The organism is Streptomyces sp. NPDC021562 (assembly GCF_040640875.1).
Classification (GTDB): domain Bacteria; phylum Actinomycetota; class Actinomycetes; order Streptomycetales; family Streptomycetaceae; genus Streptomyces.
The window spans coordinates 1-20,725 of record NZ_JBFACN010000043.1 but is presented as its reverse complement, the minus strand read 5'-3'; the positions used below and the strand labels follow the sequence as shown (position 1 = coordinate 20,725).

Here is a 20,725-nt window from a genome sequence, read left to right as displayed (position 1 = left end):
GTCAGCGCCGCGTCCCGGTCCCGACGAGGACCCGCTCGTACGGGTCGAGGCGCACACCCTTGACCCCGGCGCCGACGCCGGTGATCATACGCTGGTGGACCAGCGGGACGACGGCGTCGGTCCCGAGGATCCGCGCCTCGGCGGCCAGCGCCGCGTGCTGCCGCTTCCCGGTGTCGGCGGTGGCCTCCGCCTCGGCCACGGCCCGGTCGACCCCGGTGTCGCAGAGCCGGGCGATGTTGTATCCGCCGTCGCAGGTGTGGTCGGAGGCGAGGACGGCGACCGGGTCGCCGGTGTCCACGAGGGTGTTGCGGGCGAGGACGAACGCGTCGAACTTCCCGGCGAGGGCGTCGCCCTCCAGCCGTGAGTAGTCGCGTACGACGAGCCTGACGGCGAACCCCGCCTTCTCCAGCTGCTGCTTCAGCACCTGGGCCACCTCGGGGAGTTCGGGCCGGTTGTCGTAGGTGGCGAGGGTGACGGCGGTGCCGTCGGGCCGCTTCGCCTCCGCGCGCCCCACAGGCTGGACGCGCCCCGCCGCGGCCCAGGTCACGGCGGGCCCGTAGATCCCGGATCCGGCGTCGGCGTGTCCCTCGTACACGCCCTTGGCGAGTGCGGAGGTGTCGACGGCGGCGCGGGCGGCGGCCCGCAGTCCGGCGCTCGCGAAGGGACCGGATGCGGAGTTGAGGAGGAGGCTGGTGGTGCGGGTGGTGGCGGTCTCGCGCCGGGTGTCCGCGTCCAGGGTGGCGGCCTGGGCCACCGGGATCGCCTCGGCGATGTCGGCGTCGCCGGTGCGCAGGGCGTTGGCGCGGGCGGTGCCGTCGGCGACGAAGCGGACGTCGAGGCCGGCGGCCTGGGCGCGGCCGCCCCAGTGGTCGTCGTACCGGTCGAGGGTGGCGGCGGTGGAGCCGGTGACCTTGGTGAGTTCGAAGGGGCCGGTGCCGGTGCCGACCGGGTCGACGCCGCCCTTCGCCCGGTAGGCCTTCGGGGCGAGGACGGCGAGGCCGGGGCTGGACAGCCGCAGCGGGAGTACGGGGTCGGGCGCCCGGGTGGTGACGCGCACCGCGTGGTCGCCCTCGGCCTCGGCGGTGAGGGTGACGCCGGTCAGGGCGGCCGGGGCGGGCTTCGCCCGGGTGGCGTGGGTGAGGGCGGCGGCGACGGCGGCCGGGGTGACGTCGGTGCCGTCCTGGAACTCGGCCTCGCGCAGGGTGAACACCCACCTCCGGGGCCCCTCCCTGCGCCAGGACTCGGCGAGGGCGGGTGCGGCGGTGCCGTTGGCGTCGAGCGAGGTCAGCCCTTCGGTGACGCCGAGGCGGGTGAGGATCGTGGCGTCGGCACCGTACGGCGAGAGGCGTTCGGCGGGCGGGAAGGCGAGGGCGACCCGGAGCCGGGTGCCGTCGCCGCCCGCCTTGCCTTCGGTCGGACCGGCGCCGGATTCGGCGAAGCAGCCGGTGAGCAGCGGGGTGAGCAACAGGACGATGAGCAGCCGGGGACGGCGCGTGGGGCGCGGGAGCGACATGTTCCTCGGTTCGGTGCGAGAGGGGGCGCGGACGAAGACGATCACCACACTACATGACAATCATTTTCATTACGCCGACGCGTGACCGCTCACGCCCACTCGCGCCATCGGCACCTCGACGTGCACGATCCCCTGCCCGCCGCCCGGCTCCTCGCGCTCGTCGAGCACGACCTTCCCGAGCGACCGCCAGAACGCCTCGGCGCCGGGCACGGCGGGGTCGGTGTGCAGGTACACGGCCCGGTACCCGCCGTCGGCGACGGCGAACTCGACCAGTTCGGCGACCAGTCGACGGGCGATTCCGTGCCGCCGGAACTCCGGCCGCACGTACACCCGCCGCAGCTGAGCGGTCTCCCCCGACGGGTACCGCTCGGCCAGCTCCCGCGGGTTGGGCGGATGGGCGGGGCCCCGCGAGTCGAGCGCCCCGGTACCGACCACCCGCCCGCCGCCGTCGACGGCTACCAGCAGCGCGTGCCGAGGGGAGGCGAGGTAGGCCGCTTCGGGATCGACGATGTCCCCGTGCCACCGGGGCACGTAGCCGGTCCCGAAGTCCCGGTAGACGGTGTCGAGCATGACGGCCCGCGCGCCGTCGAGGTCATCGGGGGCCGCCACCCTGATGCTGATGCCATGCACCTGCACATCATATGCATTAACCGATCGTTTCACTAGGAGTTGAGCCCATGCTCCTGCAATGAGCGATCTTGGTCGGCAGGCCGTGCGAGTGACCGTTGATCTTGTTCCCGACGGTCTCTGGGAGCGGGTGACTCCGTTGCTGCCACCCACTCCCGAGCGCCGTCAACGCTTCCCGGGAAGCCTGCACACCGAGTTGCGGCGAGCGAACCTGTTGGATCTGGATGACTGCGCCGTCGACGGCCCACGTGTCCGGGCCCTGCAGGAGGGACCATGTCGTCTCCCCCGCCCGTCGACAGCGGCCATCGTGGCTCCAATTGTGATCGTCGACCGGCACTGCGTCCCGCTGGCCGTCACGCGCACCGAGAGCAGCCGCCACGACGCCCAGCAACTACCGCTGCCGTTCCGCGCTCATCATCCCGAGGGCGACCGCCCTCCAATAGCGCAAGCTCTTGGCCAAGCAGATCAAAGAACTGCTGGATTTCCACTCCCGCGGTCGTGGCATTGACGCCGTGGGATCGGCGTCAAGACTGGAGCCAGGGTGTAGACCGAAGTTGGGATGGCAGGGTTCCCGACCACCGGTCACCTCGTCACGTACACAGGTCGCATCCTTAAATACTCCAGCTGTAGATCGTGACCTTGTTGACGGGCGTGACTGAGTGCGCTGGCTGGCTACTGGGGGGCTCAGCTGGCCGATGTGCGTGTTGTGCCGAGGGGCCTGGGGCGTCGGGCCGTTCTTGAGTCCGTCGGGACGGCAGCAGTGGGCCCCGCGCCCCAGGTGTCGGTGGCTACACGTACGGTCTGCGCATGACTGATCAGTGGTGGGTGGGCGTGCGTGAGCGGGTCGAGGCGGCGGGTGCTGGGCCTTTTGGCAGCAAGGTGTTCGGGGCATTGGGACACCGATGGATCGTGGAGGACCCGCTTACCCAGGGCGAGCTTGCCGAACTTGAGGCTCAGACGGGCGTGCGGCTGCCAGAGGAGTACCGGGCCTTCCTGCTCCACGTCGGCGCGGGCGGCGCCGGCCCCGCGTACGGCCTTTTCCCGGTTCGGCGCGTGCAAGGCCGCTGGCGTTGGGAAGGCGACGGCGCGGACCTGGCCGACCTGTCGAGGCTTGCCGAGCCGTTTCCCGACCAGGGCCCGGACCCGAAGCTGCTCGACGACCTTCTTGCCCAACGCCCCGAGGAAGAGGACTTCGACGACATCGAGGACTTCGACGGCGCCATCGAGGCGTGGGACGAGCGGTGGGAAGCCGTCATGTTCGCGCCGGAGCGCACCGTCGGCGCCATCGTGATCTCCCACCTGGGTTGCGCCCAGAGAGAATGGCTGATCACCAGCGGCAGCCACCGTGGCATGATCTGGTCGGACTGCCGGGTGGACGACGTAGACCTCGCCCCGCTGCTCGATGACGACGGTGCGCCGGTGACGTTCGCCCGCTGGTACACCGACTGGCTGGAGAAAGCCGAGCGCACAGCCCTGTCGGCACCGTAGGCCTCTGCTGTTGGGCGTTGCGGTTGTCGAACGGGCTAAGTAGGGCCCTCAGCCACAGTGGCGCCGGTACGGAAACGCGTGCGGCCACCGATGATCATCGTGAGTTGTGTGGACTAACGACGAGACGGTGGCCGCAGGTCACAGCATAGATCCGGCCCGATGGCGGGAGGCGTTCGAGGGCCTGATGGGGCGGATCGCGGGACGGTTCGCCCGGGTTGAACCCCGCCTGCGAGCCGGGCGGTTGGTGTTGGGCCCGCTGTCGGACCTGCCTCGCAAGAACTGCTGGACCATCGCGGAGTGGGCCGGGGAGGCCAGCCTGCGCGGCATGCAGCACCTGCTGTGCCGGGCGGTCTGGGACGCCGATGCCATCCGTGACGACGTGCGCGAGTACGTCGTCGAGCACCTCCGTGACGAGGCCGCGGTGCTGGTCGTCGACGAGACCGGCGACGTGAGGAAGGGCACCCGCACCGTCGGGGTCCAGCGCCAGTACACCGGCACGGCCGGACGGATCGAGAACGCCCAGGTCGCGGTCTACCTCGTCTACGCGGGCGAGCGGGCGCACGCAGCGGTGGACCGGGAGCTGTACCTCCCACGGTCCTGGACGTGCGACCCGGAACGCTCCCGGGCCGCCGGGCTCGGCGGGGACACCGCCTTCGCGACCAAGCCGGATCTGGCCCGCACGATGATCGAACGGTTCCTGGACACCGGACACCGCGTGGGCTGGGTGACCGGGGACGAGGTCTACGGCAGCAACCCGGCACTGCGGGCGGCTTTGGAGGAACGCGGCATCGGCTATGTCCTCGCGGTGGCGTGCTCGGCCGAAGTCGCGACTCAAGGAGGTAAGTTCCGGGCAGACGTCCTGGTCAAGCGGCTACCTAAGCGGGCCTGGCAGAAGCTGTCGGCCGGACACGGAGCGAAGGGGCACCGCTTCTACGACTGGGCGGTCATCGATCTGGCCGGCACCGACCCGGGTCACCACCAGCTGCTGATCCGCCGTAACCGTGCCACCGGCAAACGGGCCTACTACTGGTGCTTCTCACCCCAGCCGGTGCCGCTGAGCAAGCTGGTGCGGGTCGCCGGACGTCTCCCCCGCCTGCCCACCCCCGCAGCGGATGACACCGCACGGGACGGCGGGCGCGGACTCCTCCTCGTCGATGCCCTGGCCGACCGGTGGGGCTGGAGTCCTCGCGCCGACGGCGGTCCCGGCAAGACGGTGTGGGCGGAGTGCGCCGTGTGAGCGTCGCTGCCTGCGGCGCAGGTCAGACCATGCCGACGCCGTTCGAGTACGACTTCATGTTGTAGATTCCGAAGCCGTTCTCCACGGGATCGCCGGCGTTGTTGACGCAGTGCAGGATGCCGCCGCCGCCCGCGCCGTTGAGGCAGACGGTCATCAGCGAGGTGAAGACGACGCCTGGGGTGTCGGGGACCTCGTAGGCGCGGTCGGTGTAGATGTTCGCGTTGAGGTCGAAGTAGGCGTAGCTGCCCAGGCCCCAGGCGTGGTGCTCGGTGACGTGGTCGCCGACCTTGTAGGCGGCGAAGCCGTTGGTGTTGCCGTGTCTCCAGGCCGACTGCGTCGGGACGTCGTACGGGTGCTCGTTCTGGAAGAAGTAGGTGCGGCCGTGGTTGCCGTTCCAGAGCACCTCGTAGTTCTGGTGGTGCTCGACGAACAGGCCGTAGGTGGTGACCCGGTCGCCGTTGACGAGGAAGCCGACGCCCGCAGGGTTGACCGACCAGCCGACCGTGCCGTCGAGGCCGTGGTCGGCGCGCCAGGCCCAGACGTGGTCGACGATCACGTCGTTGCTGTCGATCTGGATGCTGACCCGGGTGCCGCCGGGGACGGCGCCGCCGATGCGCGGGAAGACGTCGAAGAGCGCGGTGGGGCGGTGCGCGTGGTTCCTGCGGCTGTGGCCGTCGCCTACGCGCAGCAGCACGGGGGAATCGGCGGAGGCGGCCTCGAGGATCACGCCGGCCACGGAGACGTCACCGATGTCGGCGACCTCGATGAGCGAGTTGCCCTTGACGGCCTGGAGGGTGGGCAGGCCGAGGCCGAGCACGACGGTGCCGGGCCGGGACATCCGCAGAGGTGCGGACAGCGGGTAGATGCCCGGGGTGAGCAGGAGGTGCTTGCCATGGGCGAGCGCCGCGTTGATGCTCGCGGCGGAGTCTCCCGGCCGGGCGACGTGGAACTCGGTCAGCGGGATGCTGTGGCCGGCGGCCGGCCCGGCGGCCCAGGAGGTGCCGGTGCTGTCGCGGCGCAGCGCGGGCACGAAGACGTGGTAGGCCCCGCGTCGGTCGACGGTCAGGAACGGCTTCTCCCGGACCACCGGGGTGCGGTCGACGGTCGTGTACGGCGGGGTCGGGAAGGAAGTGGCGGGTGCGCCCTGGACGCCGACGAAGACCATGTTCCAGTTGGCGCCGGTCCAGCTGCCGATGGTGTCGTTGCGGGACAGCCACTGCTGCTGCGAGCCGGAGTTGATCTGACCGTCCACCACGCTGTCGGCCAGGAAGCCGCCGCTGGACCAGCCGTTGCCGGGCGGGCTCGGCATGAGGACCATGTTGCCCTTGACGTGGACGCGGCGCATCGGGCCGGCCTGGGCGACGGCCCAGCGCTCCAGCCCGTCGGTCGGGACGATGGTCAGGTTCTCGGCGGCCCGCCAGAAGTCCTGGGTGCCATTGCCGCCGAACCACTGGGCGTCGACGGTGACATGGCCGTTGATGACGACGTCCTCGGGGCTGGCGCCGAGCCCCAGTACGTGGGTGTAGAAGCCGACGTTGATCTCGACGTTGTACGTGCCCGGCTTGAACGCCAGGGCGTACCGCTCGGTGCCGAACTGGTTGGACTGCTGGACGGCGAACACGGCGTCGATCTGTGCCTGGATCGCCTCGTCACCCATCGACGTGTCGAAGACCAGGACGTTCGGCCCCAGACCGACCGTACCGTGGCCGGCGTCGCCGTGGCCGCCCGCCCCGGCGGAGACGGAGGACGACGCGAAGGCGGATCCTGCGGTTGCGTCGGCCAGCGGCACCGCTGCGGCAGCGGCCGCGGCCCCACGGAGCACGGCACGGCGAGAGGGAATCACGGACACGGCTCTCCCTGAAGGTGGTGGGCAAACGGGACGCGGCTGGTCCCCAACCGCGAGAGAGCGCTCTCAGCCACGGAGTGAATCATCGCCAATAAGCAGCGTCAATAAGTCTGCACCAATAACAGGGCGTCCCTGCGTGGCGAGTTGGCGCGTCAGCAGGCCGGTGCCCGCCCCGCGCCTGGCTGGACGCGCGGAACCCGCAGCCGCGAAACTGGTTCCCACCACAAGGAAGAACGAGGACCACTTCGGTCGCGTGACGGGGCGGGGCGCGAACCAGGTGCCGGACGTATGACGGATCGCGGGGCGCTACGAGCTGTTGGAGCAGTTCAGCCACGGCGGCATGGGGGACGTGTGGCGGGGGTACGACGGCGTACTGGACCGGCCGGTCGCCGTGAAGCTGATCCGCCCGCAGGCGGTGACGTCCCCGCACATGGCAGAGGAGTTCGAGAAGCGATTCCGGCGCGAGGCGCGGATCACCGCACGGATCCAGCACCCCGGCGTACCGCAGGTGTACGACGCGGTGCTCGACAAGTCGTACGAGCAGTTGTTCCTGGTGATGGAGCTGGTCGACGGCGTGCCGCTGACCGTGTATGTGCACCCGGAACAGCCGCTCCCCGTCAGCTGGGCGGTGGCCGTCGCGGCGCAGGTCGCGACGGTGCTGTCGTACGCGCACGACGTGCCCGTGGTGCACCGGGACCTCAAGCCGGGCACCATCCTCGTCGCGCGGGACGGCACCGTGAAGGTGCTCGACTTCGGTGTCGCCGCCATCCTCCAGACCGACGTCACCAAGCTGACCGCGACCGGCAGCCCCATCGGGACGCACCAGTACATGGCGCCGGAGCAGGTGCGCGGCGGACGGGTTACGCCGCGCACCGACCTGTACGCGCTGGGGTGCGTGCTGCACGAGCCGCTGTGCGGGCCGCCGCTGTTCGCCGGGGCCAGCGAGTGGCAGCTGATGACGCAGCACGTGAACGCCACCCCGACACCCCTGCGCCAGCTGCGGGCCGAGGTGCCGGCAGAGCTGGAGACCCTGGTCCTGCACCTGCTCCACAAGGCGCCCGAGGCGCGTCCGGCGGACGTGCAGGAGGTGTACGAGCGGTTGCGGCCCTTGCTGCCCGCGCCCGGTGAGGAGCCGACGCCGCAGGAGGCGGGGCTCGCGGGGGGCACCCGTCCCGACAGGGATCTTCCGGCGCCCGTACGCGCCCCGCTCACGCGCCGGTACCGCAGGCACGCCGCCGACGGCGTCCGCCGCCGGGCCAGATGTGCCGCCCGCCGTTCCGGCGGGCTAGCGGATGGTCTGCAACAGCTGGCCGGTAGCTGTGACGGTCCAGAAGGACCATCCGTTGCGGTTCGGATTCACCCGCGGGTTGAGGGCCTGTACTACAGCGACTGCCGCTCCGCTGGGACTCTCGTATTCGCCTCGACCGGGACCGGAGGGGATGGTCACGGTTCGCGATGAAGGGTCGTAGTAGGCACTGGTGCGTCGGCCTTCGTAGATCGCGTGAATCTCGACGCCCTGTTCGGTACGAAGCTCCTGAACAGCGGGGCCGACAAGGGTGGGTGCGGTGATGTCCTCGGCGATCACCTCCTCATCGGCGGGGGGCTCGTCGAAGTCACGGTGGGTGTCCTGTCCGGCGTAGGCCGGAAGTCCCAGGAGTCGGTTGAGAACGTTGGCGAGCAAACGCCGGCGTGCTGCCAGGAAGTCAGGGAACCGGTCCAGGGACCGCAGCTCCGGTGCTTCGGGAATCCACTGTTCAAGCAGGCGCTCCGGCGCGATTCCTGCCATGTACTCGGCGGGCAGCTTCGAGCTGATCATCTTGTTGGTCTGACCTGTCACGAAGGCGAGGTTGGCCAGGCTGTTCCATTCCTCCTTGGCGTACACGGGCTGGACACGTGCCCGCGGAAACACGTGGTGAAACTCGATCTTGGCACCACTGCTCATCGGCTGGTCGCTGATGGCCATGTTGGTCACCCAGTCCCGGGCCTTGTCTCGCAGCGCGGCGATGTAGAGCAATCGGAAGAAGGCGTGGGTGGAATATTTCTGCTCCAAGTCCCTCGGATGCAGAGGGGTGTCCGCGGAACGGCTGCCCGAGGCTCGGCGAATGAGTTCGGCGAACAGTTCCTCGCCGTGCCGGGCTCTGAGCAACCTGGCTTCTGCGTCGAGCTTGGTTTCCACCTGCAGCGAGTAGTGACTGAACGCCATCGCGGTGTAAACCCAACGACGCAGCAGAGCCGCCTCGCCAGGCTCTAGCTTCCCGTTCCGCTGATGCAGAAGGAGAGCCGGAACGACCGTGACGTTCGGTGACGTCAGAATCTCGGAGCGGGGAATCGCGCACTCTTCCCGCAGGAAGTCGATGGCGTACCGGAGAGCTGTCTCAGTCGACTGCCAGGCTTCCTTCAGAGCGGCTTCGTCGACGCCGGAGCCGATGAGCTTGATATGACGAGCACCGGTTCCCGCGAGGAGGCTCATCAGGCGGAGTACGGCCTCCCGGTCCAGGGAGAAGTGACTGTCCCGCAGTTCCTGATGGAAGGCGTCCATGGTTGCCAGGCCATCCGCCCAACGAGCCGCGATGGCACTGTAGACGAGGTCGCCCTTGGACAGGCGCCGCCCTCCCTTGTTCAGCCGGGCGAACAGTTCGGCGACCTCTTCGTAATCATCCGACTCGTAGGTGATCACAGCCATCTGATGCTTGCGGATGCCGTGCACCTTCTGCAGACGCTGCATCCATTCACCGAAGTTCGGATCGGAGTAGGGCACACCCGCGGTGTTGAGAACCTCGTGATACTGCACGTTCTCCTGCAGGAGCGTCGAAACGCGGAACAGCATCGGGTCCCTGCTCTGGACTGCGCTCGGGTTGACGAACTCCTCTGTACGCACGTCGAAGCGCAGATCAATGAGGCGACCATCGGCCTTGGACTTCGGTTGGTACACCCATGCGAGGGATGTCAGCCTCTGCTGGCCGTCAAGGAGATAGAGGGGCTGGTGCGTCGACTTGGCGGCCTGGACGACCGCAGCCGTCTTGAACGGAACCGTCAGGTTCGTCTTCCAGAGCAGCAGCGCGCCCACCGGGTAACCGCGGTAGAGCGAGTCGAAGAGGTCACGTACGTCAGGCCGCATCCAGACGAAGTCACGCTGGATGGAGGGGATGACCACCCTGCCGTGCAGCAGGTCCTCGACCTGAGAAATGATCTGTTCGTTCGCCAGGCCCATGCCGTCCCCCCGGTTGCTAGTGTTCTCCCGCACACACAATATCCACAACCGGTGACTGCCGCCGCGCCGCACGTGACAACGGTTCGGCGGCCGCGCACATGAATGCCGGCTACTTCTTCTGCTCCACCCGCACCCAGTCCACCTCCGCCTGGACGCCCCCGGCCGCGATCTTGTCCACGCTGGACTGCGGGAGGCCCCAGTAGGGGGTGGTGACCTGGTTCCAGCCGGCCGGGTAGGCGCCGCCGAGGGCGAGGTTGAGGATGACGTACTGGTTGTGGTCGTAGACCCACTGGCCGCGGGTCGACTCCAGGACGTTGCGGGTCGTCTCCTGGACCAGGGTGTCGTCGACGTAGAACCGCATCGCCGTCGGCGTCCACTCGACCGCGTAGGTGTGCCACTGGTCGACGGTGCCGCCGCCCGGGAAGGTCTGGCGGGCGCCGATGTTGCCGTCGGCGGAGTAGCCGGGGCCGTGCAGGGCGGTGCTGGTCCAGGTCGGGTAGCCGATGTTCTCCATGATGTCGGTCTCGCCAGAGGCCGGCCAGGAGACGGACGGGTCGTCGACGTTGCTGCCGAGCAGCCAGAAGGCGGGCCAGAAGCCGTCGCCCACCGGGAGCTTCATGCGGGCGCTGACCTTGCCGTAGGTGAAGTCGAAGTGGGTGTTGGTGTCGATGCGGCCCGAGGTGAAGTCGTAGGTGCCGCCGCCCGCCTGGGTGCAGCCCTTGCAGTACTTCGCCTTGAGGATCAGCTCGCCGTTCTGGGTCTTGATGTTGTCGGGCGAGTCGACGTACGCCTGCGCCTCGCCGTTGACCGAGCCCATCTCGGTGCCGGTGCGCACGACCCGCCACTTGGAGCGGTCGAGCGAGCTGCCGGTGAAGTCGTCGAAGAACGTCGTCTGGTAGGTGCCGGACTGGTCGGCGGGCGGGGCGGGGTAGGCGGCCGAGGCGCTGCCGCCGGTGCCCCAGACCTGGAACTCGTAGAGGGAGTAGCCGAACTGGGCGGTAGCGGGGGCCGGGTTGTAGAAGCTGCGGCGCTCCTTGCCGAGCATGCGGACGTAGCGGCCGGTCGTCGGGGAGGAGAGGGTGACCTTGTCGTGCAGGCCGGAGGCGTCAGAGGGGGACACGACGTTGGCGCGGCGGGCGGCTACGTCGGCGGCCGACGGCTCGTACACCGTGCGCCAGTTGACGTTGTCGTCGGAGACCTGGAGCAGGTAGTCGACGGCGTACGCCGACTCCCAGAAGAGGTCCACGGAGGAGATCGTGGAGGTGGCGCCGAGGTCGACCGAGATCCAGCGGTCGGCGTTCCAGTCGCTGGACCAGCGGGTGGAGTCGCCCTTCAGGGCCGCCGGCCAGCCGCCGTCGGTGACGAATGCCGGTGAGGTGCCCGCGTTCTGGTAGTAGTTGGAGTACGCCGGGTGGTTCAGGGCGAGGTTGGTGAGGGTCGGGGAGGCGGGGGCCGGTTCGCCGCCGTAGACCTTGAAGTTCCAGAGCGAGTAGCCGTAGGGGGTGGCGCGCTCGATGCCGCGCATCCGGACGTAGCGGCCGGTGACCTCCTGCGGGTAGGTGTGCGCGGTGACCGAGCCGCCGGTGCCCGCGGTCTCGGTGTAGAAGGGCGTCCAGTCCGAGCCGTTCTTCGAGGCCTCCAGGACGTACCTCTTGCCGTACGCGGCCTCCCAGTCGAGGACCACGCTGTCGATGCGGATCGTGGTGCCGAGGTCGATCTCGATCCACGCGTTGTCGGCGAAGTTGCTGGACCAGCGGGTAGCGCCGTTGCCGTCGAAGGCCATGGCCGGGGTGGTGCCGGCGTTCTCGTAGCCGGAGGCGGTGACGGCGTTCGGGTTGGCCGCGTACGCGGTGTTCGCGCGGTCGGTGTCCCAGGTCGCGGCGGTGGCCGCCGCAGACGCCGGGGCGGCCAGGACGGTGCCGGAGGTCAGCAGGGCGGCCGCCGCGAGGGCGGCGAGGAGGGTGCGGGGAATACGGGATGGCATGCGGGTCTCCCGAGCGATGATGTTGTGGGCATGACAGTTCAAGCTCTGTGCCGGTGCCTGTTGTTGCTCTTACGCATGACGGTCGTAGGTGCGGTGGGCGCGGTACTCCCCTCGTCCGCGCCCACCGCGGTGTGTGTCAGGCCGCCCGGCGGGCCTGTCCCCGGTGGGCGCGGATGATGTCCGCGTACCGGTGGCCGCTGCCCTTGATGGTGCGGATCTGGGTGTCGTAGTCGACGTGGACCAACCCGAAGCGCTTGTCGTAGCCGTACGCCCACTCGAAGTTGTCCAGCAGCGACCAGGCGAAGTACCCGGCCAGCGGGGCGCCCTTGCGTGCCGCGGAGGCGCAGGCCGCGAGGTGGCCGACCAGGTACTCCTGGCGCTCGGGGTCGTCGATCGTGCCGTCGGGGCGGACCACGTCCGGGTAGGCCGAGCCGTTCTCGGTCACGTAGATCTTGCGGGCGCCGTACTCCTCGGTGAGGCGCAGCAGCAGCGTCTCGATGCCGCTCGCGTCGATCTCCCAGTCCATGCCGGTGCGCGGGACGCCGGGACGGTGGACCGAACGGGCGTAGGGCGCGGGGCCGTCCGGGTCGTCCTCGACGTACGCCGGGAAGTAGTAGTTCAGGCCCAGCCAGTCGAGCGGGGTGGCGATGGTCTCCAGGTCACCCGGGTGTTCGGGGAGTTCGACGCCGTAGGTCTCGATCATGTCGGCCGGGAAGCCACGGCCGTGCACCGGGTCCAGCCACCAGCGGTTGACGTGCCCGTCATGGCGGCGCGCGGCGGCCGCGTCCTCGGGGCGGTCGGTGGCGGCGAACACGGTGGAGAGGTTGTTGACGATGCCGACCTGGGCGCCGGGGGCGGCGGCGCGGATCGCCTGCGCGGCCAGGCCGTGGCCGAGGAGCAGGTGGTAGGAGGCCCGGACGGCGGCCGTGAGGTCGGTCCAGCCGGGGGCCATCGTGCCCTCCAGGTGGCCGATCCAGGCGGAGCACGACGGTTCGTTGAGGGTGGTCCAGTGGTGGACGCGGTCGCCGAGGCGGCCCGCGACGACGGAGGCGTAGGAGGCGAGGTGCTCGGCGGTCGCGCGTTCGGGCCAGCCGCCCCGGTCCTGGAGGGCCTGCGGCAGGTCCCAGTGGTAGAGGGTGACGGACGGGGTGATGCCCGCCTCCAGCAGACCGTCGACCAACTCGTCGTAGAAGTCGAGGCCCTTGGCGTTGACCGGGCCGTCCCCGCCGGGCAGCACGCGCGGCCAGGCGACCGACAGCCGGTAGGCGTTGGCGCCCAGTTGCCGCATCAGGCCGATGTCCTCGCGCCAGCGGTGGTAGTGGTCGCAGGCGACGTCGCCGTTGTCGTCGCCCGCGATCTTCCCCGGGGTGTGCGAGAAGGTGTCCCAGATGGAGGGGGCACGGCCGTCCTCGGCGGCGGCTCCCTCGATCTGGTACGCCGCGGTTGCCGTGCCCCACAGGAAGTCGTGCGGGAGTGCGGCGAGGTCGATGGTCACGTGGGTCCTCTCGGAACTGGGCGGGGTCACTTGACGGCGCCGGCGGTCAGCCCGGCGACGAGGTAGCGCTGGAGCAGCAGGAAGCCGGCCACGACGGGGACGCTCACCACGAGCGAGGCGGCCATGATCTGGTTCCAGTACACGTTGTTGAGCGTGGAGTAGCCCTGGAGGCCGACGGCCAGGGTGCGGGTGGTGTCGTTGGTCATCACCGACGCGAACAGCACCTCGCCCCAGGCGGTCATGAAGGCGTAGACGGCGACCGCGACGATGCCGGGGATCGCGGCCGGGACGACGATCCGCAGCAGCGCGCCGAGCGGCCCGCAGCCGTCCACCAGCGCCGCCTCGTCCAGGTCCCGCGGGACCGAGTCGAAGTACCCGATCAGCATCCAGATCGAGAACGGCAGCGAGAACGTCAGGTAGGTGAGGATCAGCCCGCCCCGGGAGCCGAACAGGGCGATGCCGGTGGCGTTGCCGATGTTGACGTACAGCAGGAACAGGGGCAGCAGGAAGAGGATGCCCGGGAACATCTGCGTGGACAGCACGGTGACCGTGAAGACGCGCTTGCCGCGGAACTCGTAACGGCTCACCGCGTAGGCGGCGAACACCGCGACGACGACCGAGCAGACGGTGGCCGCGACCGACACGACCAGCGAGTTCACGAAGTACCGGGCGAGCGGGATCGTCGACCAGATGTCGATGTACGGGCGGATCGTCAGCCCGCTCGGCAGCCAGCGGAACTTGCCGGTGACGTCCGAGAGCGGCTTGAGCGAGCTGGAGATCATCACGTACACGGGGATCAGCACGAACCCGGTGAGCAGCGTGAGGAAGATCCGCCGGGACCAGAGGAAGGACCGCGGCGGGGCCATGGGCGAGCTAGACATCCGAGGTCCTCCGTCCGCGCGAGGTGAACACCAGGTACACGCCGGTCACCACCAGCAGGAAGAGCAGCAGGAGCACGGACATGGCCGAGCCGGTGCCGAAGTTCCAGGTGACGAAGGAGGCCTGGTAGATGTGGACCGAGATGAGGTCGGCGGCCTCCGGCGCGGACTTCCCGAACAGCACGTACGGGGTGTTGAAGTCGTTGAACGTCCACAGGAACAGGACCAGGACGAGGACCTGGTTGACCGGGCGCAGCGACGGCAGGGTGATCCGGCGGATCTGCTGCCACAGGCCCGCGCCGTCCAGGGCGGCCGCCTCGTACAGCTCCCGGGGGATGTTCTGGAGGCCGGCCATCACGATCAGGAAGGCGAACGGCCAGCCCTTCCACACCGACACGATCAGCAGGGCGTAGAAGCTGTTGTCGCCGATCAGCCAGAAGGACGGCTTGTCGGTGAGGTGCAACTGGTCGTGCAGCACGTGGTTCACCAGGCCGTTGTCGTGCTGGAACATGAACACCCAGGTGATGACGGCCGCGTAGACGGGCAGCGCGTACGGCACCAGGAACAGGGCGCGCAGCAGGCCGCGGCCCCTGAAGGTGTCCTGCATGAAGACCGCGGCCGCGGTGCCGATCAGCCAGCACAGGCCGACGGAGAGCAGGGTGAAGGCGACGGTGACGAAGAACGAGTGCAGCAGGGCCTTGCCGATGGGGGCGTCGAACTCGACCGACAGCTTGTAGTTGTCGAATCCGGCCCAGGGGGCGGTGGTCCAGTCGCGGATGTAGAACTGGGTGAGCTCCTTGAAGCTCATCACGACGCCGATGACCATCGGGACGAGGTGGACGAGGAGTTCGAGGAGCAGGGCGGGCAGGAGCAGCAGGTAGGGCAGTCCGATGCGGCGGATCCGCCCGGGGCGGCGGCCCGAGCCGCCCGCCGCCCCGGGGGAGTTCACCCGCGCCGGTTCGTGCACAGCGGTGGTGGTGGTCGTCATGGTGCTCAGGCCGCCGGCATCTGCTGCTGGGCCTTCTCCAGCTCGGCCTTGACGGAGTCGGTGGTGACGGCGCGGCCGGCGGCGGCGTCGGCGAACAGGTTCTTCACGGCCGTACCGACGGTGGTCTCGAACTGTGACTCCGCCGCCACCTGGGGCAGCGCCGCGGCGCTGGTGGCGAGGGTGTTCTTCAGGACGGAGTTGGCCGGGGTGTTGAAGGCCGCGTCCTCCTGCGCCGTCTTGACCGGCGGGATGGAGCTGTAGGCGGTGTTGAGGATCTTCTGCTCGTCGTCGCTCGTCATGAACTTGACGAACTTGGTGGCGCCGTCGAGGTTCTTGGTGTTCTTGAAGACCGCAAGGTTGATGCCGGCGACCATCGAGTTGACCTGGGTGCCGGTGCCGGGGGTGCCGGACTGCACGGGCACCGGGGCGATGCCGTAGTCGCTGTCGCTCATGCCCTGCGACGAGAGGTTGGAGGACGCCGACTGCCACAGCAGCATGGCCTGCTTGCCCTTGGCGAAGTCGCTCACCGACTGGTTCTGCGCGTACTCGGCGTCGCCGGTCGGGATGACCTTGTCCTTGGCCATCAGGTCGACGTACTGCTGCACCGCGGCCACGATCTTGTCGTTGGTGAAGTCCGGTTTGCCGTCGGAGGTGAAGAAGTCGGCGCCGTGCTGCTTGGCGAAGACGAAGACGTGATGGATGTTCTCCGAGACGTTGCCGCCCTCGGCGCCGAGCACCGACTTGCCCTTCGCCGATATCTTCTTCCCGTCGGCGATCAACTCGTCCCAGGTGGCCGGGGGCTTGGCGATGCCGGCGTCGGCGAAGATCTTCTTGTTGTAGTAGAGCGCGTACGCCATCGAGTACAGCGGTACCGCGGCCGGGTCCTTGCCCTCGGCGCCGGTGGAGCCGAGGGCGGAGTCGACGAAGCGGTCCCGGCCGCCGATCTTCGCGAAGTTCTTCGCGTCCCAGGGCAGCAGCGCGCCCGTCGCCTGCAGCGAGGCGCTCCAGGTGTTGCCGATGTTCAGCACGTCGGGGCCCTGGCCCGAGGTGGTCGCGGTCAGGATCCGGTTGAGCAGGTCCGACCAGGGCACGACCTCCAGCTTGACCTTGATGCCGGTCTGCTTCTGGAATTTGTCGAGCTCCGGCTGGAGCACCTTCTTGTCCACCTCGATGCTGGCGCCCTGGTTGGAGGCCCAGTAGGTGAGCGTCTTCGGGGAGTCGTTCGACCCGCCCCCCGTGGACGAACCGCCACCGCAGGCCGTGGCCGCGAGGGCGAGAGACAGGGTGACGGCGCCTACGGCCGCGGCTCGGATGCTGCGCATGGCTCCAGCTGTGCCTTTCCGGGAGTGGAGAACCCCGAGAGGGCTTCACACAGGTCGGCCCCGAAGCCCCTCACGGCTTAATTTAGGACGTGAGTTAATACGCGGATCAGGGGCGCGTCAAGAGATCCGGCACGGGCGCCGACGCGGGCGGCCGGGGGAACAGCCGGTTTCGGGGCGGAGGCCGGCGGCGCCCGGGGGTGTGACCTGGGCCGAAGCGGCCCGATTCGGGCACAGCGGCGGTGGGACGCCGTTCGCAACGGTTGGGTCTCGACGTGACACAGGCAGGCAGGTCGCGGTTCGCGTCCGGCGGACGCCAGGACCGTTCGCGTCCGGCGGACGCCAGGACCGTTCGCGTCCGGCGGACGCCAGGACCGTTCGGGCTGTCCGCAGGGACCAGGAGCGGGTCCCGGACTCACACCCGCGCACCGAGTCCTTTCACGGCACCTCGCTTTCGAGCCGAGACACCGGTTTCGTTCCTTTTCTCCACCCTCAGGGAATTGCACGGCTCATTTCCCCGACCCTTTCCGGACATTCGTCCGGCCGATGCCCACAACTCCGCGTACACAGAAGGCGCTTTCCGCTTCGGCGGTCAAGGCCGCCGCAACTGCTGCGATTGGCCGGAAACCATGCTTTACAGCTCTCCACGGGACAGCAGGGCACCTCTTCCCGGCCCGGGACCTGCGGGAGTTGGTGTGGAACATGTGTGGACCTTCCGTGAAGTGCCGTTCTGGGCTGAGAAATTAGGACCCCGCCACGGTCACGGCGGGCACGCAAAGGCCGGGAAGTGGCCCGTGCCGGTGGCCGGTGAACGCTCTCCCGGCGGGAGAGCGGGCCTAATCTGATGCGGGAGCGGGATGAATAGAACCGGCAGGCGGACGGATTGGACTGGATTGGACACGGAAAAGACGCGGAGAGCGCCGTTCGCCGCGCTGCGCCCGGGTGCCGGGATGCCGGTCGCCGCACAGGTGCTCATCGCGGGAACGCTGTTCTCCCGTCTGGGTGACACACTCGCCTCCCTGGGCCTGGTGCTGCACGCGGCGGACCGGGACATCCGGTTCGGCGTGACCGAGGTGATGCTCGCCGAGCTCATTCCCACGGTGCTCGCGGCGCCGTTGATCGGTTCCGTGGTGGACCGGTTCAGTGCGCGAGCGGTGTGCCTGTGGGCGTTGCTGGTCCAGGCGCTGGCCCTCGGCGCGGCCACCGGGGTCGGCGGGTTCCACGTGAAGGTGGCGCTGATCGCGCTGTCGTGCCTGGCCGGAGTGGCCTCGGTGGCCGCCGGGTTCAAGATGCTGCCCGCCGTGGCCGGCGAGGAGCACACGGGCCGGGCCAACAGCCTGTTGACGGCGGGCCTGTCCGTCGCCGGACTGGCGGGCCCGCCCCTGGCCGGCTTCCTGAACTCCCTGTGGGGCACGCCCGTGCTGCTCGCGGTGGACGCGGCCTCCTTCCTCGTCCTGGCCGGCTGCACCGTGCTGGCCGTCCCGGACACCGTGGACGTGGCGATCGGCCGCCGCCCCGCCACCAGGCTCGCGGACGGCTACCGGGCGCTGCGCGACGCACCGGTGGTGGGCACGCTGATGCCGGCCCTGGCCGCGGCGATCCTGGCCACCAGCATCGAGAACGTCGCGGGCGTCTACTACCTGCGGGACGTCGTCCACGGCAACGACACCGTGTTCGGCCTCTTCCTGGCCACCTGGGCCCTGGGCTCCGTGCCGGGAGCGCTGCTGGCGGGCCGCGCGGGCTGGTCGGACCGGCACACCCTGTTGATCGTCGGCGGCATCATGGGCATGGGGCTCGGCCTGCTCTTCGCCGGCCTCCTCCCGGTCGCCGCGGTGATCTTCCCGCTGTTCCTGCTGGCGGGCTTCGGCAACGGCGCCTGCAACGTCGGCCTGCGCAACGCGGTGCACTCCCGGGTGCCGGCCGAGGTGCACGGCAGCGCCTGGGCCTGCTTCCAGGCACTGTCCCGCAGCTGCATCGGCCTCGGCTATCTGCTCGGCACCCCGAACTCCCTGGTCTCCAGCCGAGGCCAGGTGATCGTCTCGGGTGTCATCCCCTTGGTCGCCATGGCATGGGCGGCCCTGGTGATGTTCCGCCGGGGCGAGGCGGCCGTGCCGGAGCGGTCCGCCTGAGAGACGGGGCGGCCGTTCGGCGGGCGGAGCCTGGCGACCGATCGGCGGGCAGAGCCGGGCTCTCGTTGGTCTAGTCCTCTTGACGGAGGGGGCTCCCGGCGCTTTGGTATGTACCAAACCGCTCCGGCCCACCCCCACCCCTCCGCCCCGATGGGCATCCCGAAAGGGCCAATGTCATGCACCTGGCAAAACTAGCGGCCTCCGCGTGTGCGCTCGCACTCGCGGCCACCGGCGTCACCGTGGCGCTGGCCCCCGCCGGCAGCGCCGCGGCGAACAGCGTCTACTCCGTGGCTCCCTACGTCGACATGTCGAACGGTCAGGAAGGACTGCTCGACACGGCCGTCACCGGCCACGGGCTCAAGGCCTACACGGCGGCCTTCGTGCTCGGCGAGGGCTGCACCCAGATTTGGGGAGACACGCTCCCCGTCGGCAACGACCCGTACACCGACCCCGAGATCGCCCGGGCGCGGTCCGAGGGGGCGTCCGTCATCGTCTCCTCCGGCGGGGCGAGCGGCGAACCGCTCGCCTGGACCTGCGCCACCCAGAGCAGCATCGACGCCGGATACCAGGCGATCATCGACGACTACGGCGTCACCCAGCTCGACTTCGACGTCGAGGGCGCGGCGATCGCCGACACCGCCGCCGCGGCCCGGCAGATGCAGGCGATGAAGGACCTGAAGGCGGCCAACCCGAACCTGCGGTTCTCCATGACCCTGCCGGTGCTGACCAGCGGGCTGACCGCGGACGGCGTCAACGTCCTCAAGGCCGCGAAGAACGCGGGCCTCAGGATCGACGTGGTCAACATCATGACCATGGACTACTACGCGGGCACCGGCACCGAGATGGGCCAGGCCGCCGTCTCCGCGGCCCGGGCCACCCTGGCGCAGATGCAGTCCGTCGACCCGGGCTACACCTACGCCGACCTCGGCATCACTCCGATGATCGGCAAGAACGACGACGGGTCCACCTTCACGCTCGCGGACGCCCGGACGGTGGAGAGCTTCGCCGCGCAGAACCGCGTCGGGCGGCTGTCGTTCTGGTCGGCCAACCGGGACCAGCCCTGCGGCGGCACCGCCAACTCGCTGCCCACGTGCAGCGAGATCAGCCAGAACAGTCTCGCGTTCACCGACGCGTTCGTGCCCTACCAGGGCGGCTCGGGCGGCGGAGGCACCACCACCGACTTCTCGCTCGCCCTGTCCCCCGCCAATGCCTCGGTGGTGCGGGGCGGTTCGGCGACCGCGACCGTCACCACCGCCGTCACCTCCGGCGGCGCCGAGTCCGTCGCCCTCTCGGCCTCCGGCGCGCCCTCCGGTGTCAGCGTCTCCTTCAGCCCCGCGTCCGTGACGTCCGGCGGCGGTTCGACGCTGACCGCGGCCGTCGGCTCGTCCGTGGCCGCGGGCAGCTATCCGATCACCGTCACCGGCACCGCCGCGAGCGGCAGCCACAGCGCGACCTACACGCTCACGGTCACCACCGGCGGCGGTGGCGGCGGTGGCGGCTCGCTCACCAACGCGGGCTTCGAGACCGGCTCCCTCTCCCCCTGGACCTGCACGGGCGGCAGCTCGGTGGTGGCCGCTCCGGTCCACAGCGGGAGCCACGCTCTGCAGGTCACCCCCAGCTCCAGCGGCACCGGCGAGTGCGACCAGACGGTCACCCTGTCCCCCAACACCGCCTACGCGCTGACCGGTTGGGTGCAGGGGCCGTACGCGTACATCGGTGTCAGCGGTGGTGCCACCGCGAGCACCTGGTCGAACGGCACGAGCTGGAACCAGCTGACGGTGCGTTTCACGACCGGTGGCAGCGGCACGGTCACCGTCTTCGTCCACGGCTGGTACGGCCAGTCCGCCGTCGACGCCGACGACTTCACCCTCACCTGACAGCCCCGCCGCCAACGGCGGCGGGGGGGGGGGGCGGGGGGGGGGGCGGGGGGGGCGCCCCCCCCCCCCCCCCCGGGCCCCCCCCCCCCGGGGGGGGCACGGAGGGGGGGGCCGCGCCGGCGCGCGCCCCCCC

12 protein-coding genes and 2 pseudogenes are annotated in these 20,725 nt (G+C 69.8%); 5 read left to right on the top strand and 9 right to left on the bottom strand.

Annotation, left to right across the window (positions count from 1 at the left end; translation table 11 throughout):
* Position 1 precedes the first annotated feature (1 nt).
* Both AB0G52_RS38535 and AB0G52_RS38530 read right to left on the bottom strand, forming a co-directional pair.
* The gene (locus AB0G52_RS38535) at positions 2-1,513 is read right to left on the bottom strand and encodes an ABC transporter substrate-binding protein (protein WP_361343577.1); all 1,512 of its coding nucleotides are present in this window, start codon (positions 1,511-1,513) and stop codon (positions 2-4) included.
* A gap of 69 nt (positions 1,514-1,582) precedes the next feature.
* Entirely contained in the window at positions 1,583-2,143 is a 561-nt protein-coding gene (locus AB0G52_RS38530; RefSeq protein WP_361343574.1) for a GNAT family N-acetyltransferase, read from the bottom strand.
* 804 nt (positions 2,144-2,947) lie between these two features.
* Here AB0G52_RS38530 and AB0G52_RS38525 point away from each other — a divergent pair.
* Complete coding sequence (locus tag AB0G52_RS38525) at positions 2,948-3,628, top strand: SMI1/KNR4 family protein (RefSeq protein WP_132887106.1); 681 nt, start codon at positions 2,948-2,950, stop codon at positions 3,626-3,628.
* A gap of 184 nt (positions 3,629-3,812) precedes the next feature.
* Positions 3,813-4,709, top strand: a pseudogene (locus AB0G52_RS38520) (IS701 family transposase); the annotation flags it as partial.
* A 178-nt stretch (positions 4,710-4,887) separates the two neighbouring features.
* Here the strand turns inward: AB0G52_RS38520 and AB0G52_RS38515 are convergent.
* Complete coding sequence (locus AB0G52_RS38515; RefSeq protein ID WP_361343571.1) at positions 4,888-6,708, bottom strand: adenylyl cyclase; 1,821 nt, start codon at positions 6,706-6,708, stop codon at positions 4,888-4,890.
* Between the two features lie 343 nt (positions 6,709-7,051).
* Here AB0G52_RS38515 and AB0G52_RS38510 point away from each other — a divergent pair.
* Positions 7,052-7,931 (top strand): annotated as a pseudogene (locus AB0G52_RS38510) (serine/threonine-protein kinase); the annotation flags it as partial.
* Between the two features lie 65 nt (positions 7,932-7,996).
* On the opposite strand, the gene AB0G52_RS38505 reads toward AB0G52_RS38510, so the two are convergent.
* The 6 genes from AB0G52_RS38505 to AB0G52_RS38480 all read right to left on the bottom strand — a co-directional run bounded on the left by AB0G52_RS38505 (position 7,997) and on the right by AB0G52_RS38480 (position 16,589).
* Entirely contained in the window at positions 7,997-9,922 is a 1,926-nt protein-coding gene (locus AB0G52_RS38505; protein WP_361343568.1) for a DUF262 domain-containing protein, read from the bottom strand.
* Between the two features lie 109 nt (positions 9,923-10,031).
* Entirely contained in the window at positions 10,032-11,906 is a 1,875-nt protein-coding gene (locus AB0G52_RS38500; protein WP_361343565.1) for a discoidin domain-containing protein, read from the bottom strand.
* Between the two features lie 136 nt (positions 11,907-12,042).
* A complete protein-coding gene (locus AB0G52_RS38495; protein ID WP_361343562.1) occupies positions 12,043-13,401 on the bottom strand; it encodes a GH1 family beta-glucosidase in 1,359 nt (452 codons plus the stop codon).
* A gap of 26 nt (positions 13,402-13,427) precedes the next feature.
* Positions 13,428-14,267: a carbohydrate ABC transporter permease gene (locus AB0G52_RS38490; RefSeq protein WP_132887656.1), complete on the bottom strand. Its 840-nt coding sequence runs from the start codon at positions 14,265-14,267 to the stop codon at positions 13,428-13,430.
* A 7-nt stretch (positions 14,268-14,274) separates the two neighbouring features.
* Positions 14,275-15,267: a sugar ABC transporter permease gene (locus AB0G52_RS38485; RefSeq protein ID WP_132887102.1), complete on the bottom strand. Its 993-nt coding sequence runs from the start codon at positions 15,265-15,267 to the stop codon at positions 14,275-14,277.
* 5 nt (positions 15,268-15,272) lie between these two features.
* Complete coding sequence (locus AB0G52_RS38480) at positions 15,273-16,589, bottom strand: sugar ABC transporter substrate-binding protein (protein WP_132887101.1); 1,317 nt, start codon at positions 16,587-16,589, stop codon at positions 15,273-15,275.
* A gap of 947 nt (positions 16,590-17,536) precedes the next feature.
* Here AB0G52_RS38480 and AB0G52_RS38475 point away from each other — a divergent pair.
* Both AB0G52_RS38475 and AB0G52_RS38470 read left to right on the top strand, forming a co-directional pair.
* Positions 17,537-18,715, top strand: a complete 1,179-nt coding sequence (locus AB0G52_RS38475; RefSeq protein WP_165939258.1) for an MFS transporter — start codon at positions 17,537-17,539, stop codon at positions 18,713-18,715.
* 176 nt (positions 18,716-18,891) lie between these two features.
* The gene (locus tag AB0G52_RS38470) at positions 18,892-20,592 is read left to right on the top strand and encodes a carbohydrate binding domain-containing protein (protein ID WP_132887099.1); all 1,701 of its coding nucleotides are present in this window, start codon (positions 18,892-18,894) and stop codon (positions 20,590-20,592) included.
* Positions 20,593-20,725: the final 133 nt, after the last annotated feature.

Coding starts and splice junctions, on each gene's coding strand:
- AB0G52_RS38485 (WP_132887102.1), bottom strand. CDS start 15,267: ATGACGACCACCACCACCGCTGTGCACGAACCGGCGCGGGTGAACTCC.
- AB0G52_RS38535 (WP_361343577.1), bottom strand. CDS start 1,513: ATGTCGCTCCCGCGCCCCACGCGCCGTCCCCGGCTGCTCATCGTCCTG.
- AB0G52_RS38525 (WP_132887106.1), top strand. CDS start 2,948: ATGACTGATCAGTGGTGGGTGGGCGTGCGTGAGCGGGTCGAGGCGGCG.
- AB0G52_RS38480 (WP_132887101.1), bottom strand. CDS start 16,589: ATGCGCAGCATCCGAGCCGCGGCCGTAGGCGCCGTCACCCTGTCTCTC.
- AB0G52_RS38475 (WP_165939258.1), top strand. CDS start 17,537: ATGCCGGTCGCCGCACAGGTGCTCATCGCGGGAACGCTGTTCTCCCGT.
- AB0G52_RS38470 (WP_132887099.1), top strand. CDS start 18,892: ATGCACCTGGCAAAACTAGCGGCCTCCGCGTGTGCGCTCGCACTCGCG.
- AB0G52_RS38500 (WP_361343565.1), bottom strand. CDS start 11,906: ATGCCATCCCGTATTCCCCGCACCCTCCTCGCCGCCCTCGCGGCGGCC.
- AB0G52_RS38490 (WP_132887656.1), bottom strand. CDS start 14,267: ATGGCCCCGCCGCGGTCCTTCCTCTGGTCCCGGCGGATCTTCCTCACG.
- AB0G52_RS38505 (WP_361343568.1), bottom strand. CDS start 9,922: ATGGGCCTGGCGAACGAACAGATCATTTCTCAGGTCGAGGACCTGCTG.